Raw genomic sequence first — 2,139 nt, 5'->3', positions numbered from 1 at the left:
GAATACCCTAGGGTCACGCTGGGTCTCTACCCAAACAGTCTTTGCTCTGGCCGATCAGGTAATTCATTGTGAGCACTTGCCGAGTGTCGGCGACGTCGTCGATTAAGGAGGTGATCCAGCCGCAGGTTCCCCTACGGCTACCTTGTTACGACTTCACCCCAGTCATGAACCACACCGTGGTGATCGCCCTCCGAAGTTAGGCTAACCACTTCTGGTGCAGTCCACTCCCATGGTGTGACGGGCGGTGTGTACAAGGCCCGGGAACGTATTCACCGTGCCATTCTGATGCACGATTACTAGCGATTCCGACTTCACGGAGTCGAGTTGCAGACTCCGATCCGGACTGAGACCGGCTTTATGGGATTAGCTCCACGTCGCCGCTTTGCAACCCATTGTACCGGCCATTGTAGCACGTGTGTAGCCCTACCCGTAAGGGCCATGATGACTTGACGTCGTCCCCACCTTCCTCCGGTTTGTCACCGGCAGTCTCCCTAGAGTTCCCGACCGAATCGCTGGCAAATAGGGACAAGGGTTGCGCTCGTTACGGGACTTAACCCAACATTTCACAACACGAGCTGACGACAGCCATGCAGCACCTGTCTGTGCGTTCCCGAAGGCACCAAGGTATCTCTACCAAGTTCGCACGATGTCAAGGGTAGGTAAGGTTCTTCGCGTTGCATCGAATTAAACCACATGCTCCACCGCTTGTGCGGGCCCCCGTCAATTCATTTGAGTTTTAACCTTGCGGCCGTACTCCCCAGGCGGTCGACTTAGTGCGTTAACTGCGCCACAAAGGTCTCGAGGACCCCAACGGCTAGTCGACATCGTTTACGGCGTGGACTACCAGGGTATCTAATCCTGTTTGCTACCCACGCTTTCGTACCTCAGCGTCAGTGTCAGTCCAGAAGGCCGCCTTCGCCACTGGTATTCCTCCCGATCTCTACGCATTTCACCGCTACACCGGGAATTCTACCTTCCTCTCCTGCACTCTAGCCTGACAGTTCCGGATGCCGTTCCCAGGTTGAGCCCGGGGCTTTCACAACCGGCTTATCAAGCCGCCTACGCACGCTTTACGCCCAGTAATTCCGATTAACGCTCGCACCCTCCGTATTACCGCGGCTGCTGGCACGGAGTTAGCCGGTGCTTCTTCTGTGAGTGATGTCTTTCTTGCCGGGTATTAACCGACAAGCCTTCTTCCTCACTGAAAGTGCTTTACAACCCGAGGGCCTTCTTCACACACGCGGCATGGCTGGATCAGGGTTGCCCCCATTGTCCAATATTCCCCACTGCTGCCTCCCGTAGGAGTTCGGGCCGTGTCTCAGTCCCGATGTGGCTGATCATCCTCTCAGACCAGCTACGGATCGTCGCCTTGGTGAGCCGTTACCTCACCAACCAGCTAATCCGACATAAGCTCATCCGATAGCGCAAGGTCCGAAGAGCCCCTGCTTTCTCCCGTAGGACGTATGCGGTATTAGCCTGAGTTTCCTCAGGTTATCCCCCACTACCGGGCAGATTCCTATGCATTACTCACCCGTCCGCCGCTCGACGCCTCCTAGCAAGCTAGGATCGTTTCCGCTCGACTTGCATGTGTTAGGCCTGCCGCCAGCGTTCAATCTGAGCCATGATCAAACTCTTCAGTTGAAAAGCTGATAGTGCATTGAGTGCACCAAACTTGGCTCAAGGTTCAAACGTTCTCAAAAAGACCCGAAGGCCTTTGACGAGTCGCTTGCCTTGATTTTCGGTGACTGGTCACCGACATCCCGACAAGCGCCCACATGAATTACCTGATCGATTGTTAAAGAGCATCTCACGTTGCCGAGCCCGTGGCGCGGCGCCTCGTGAGGAAGGCGTATTCTACCGATTCGATGTCTGGCGTCAAGCTCGATCTTCTCCGAGAGCGACGCACCTCATGGAGGTGACTTCGAACCGAGCCCTCAGCGGGCCCTGTAGCGAGTGGCGAGCATTTTACCGAAATCGGCCTTCCTGTCAACCGGCGAATTCCGAAGCGATTCGAAAAACCCTAAGTAAAACAGGCGCTTCCACCACCCTTCACCGCTTGCGACGTTGCCCGTCGCCGGCAGCGGATGCGTACTTTACGGATACAGCGCCGAGGACGCAAGCCCTTTGTGCCGAAAATAT

The 2,139-nt window shown here is 55.8% G+C and carries 1 rRNA gene; it reads right to left on the bottom strand.

From position 1 onward, the window contains the following. Positions 1-103: 103 nt before the first annotated feature. Positions 104-1,641 (bottom strand): 16S ribosomal RNA (locus tag HSDC_RS16145). Positions 1,642-2,139: the final 498 nt, after the last annotated feature.

Origin of the sequence: Halomonas caseinilytica (assembly GCF_001662285.1) — a bacterium.
Taxonomy (GTDB): Bacteria; Pseudomonadota; Gammaproteobacteria; order Pseudomonadales; family Halomonadaceae; genus Halomonas; species Halomonas caseinilytica.
Note: the sequence above shows the minus strand (reverse complement) of the source record. Positions and strands in the feature narration are given on the sequence as shown.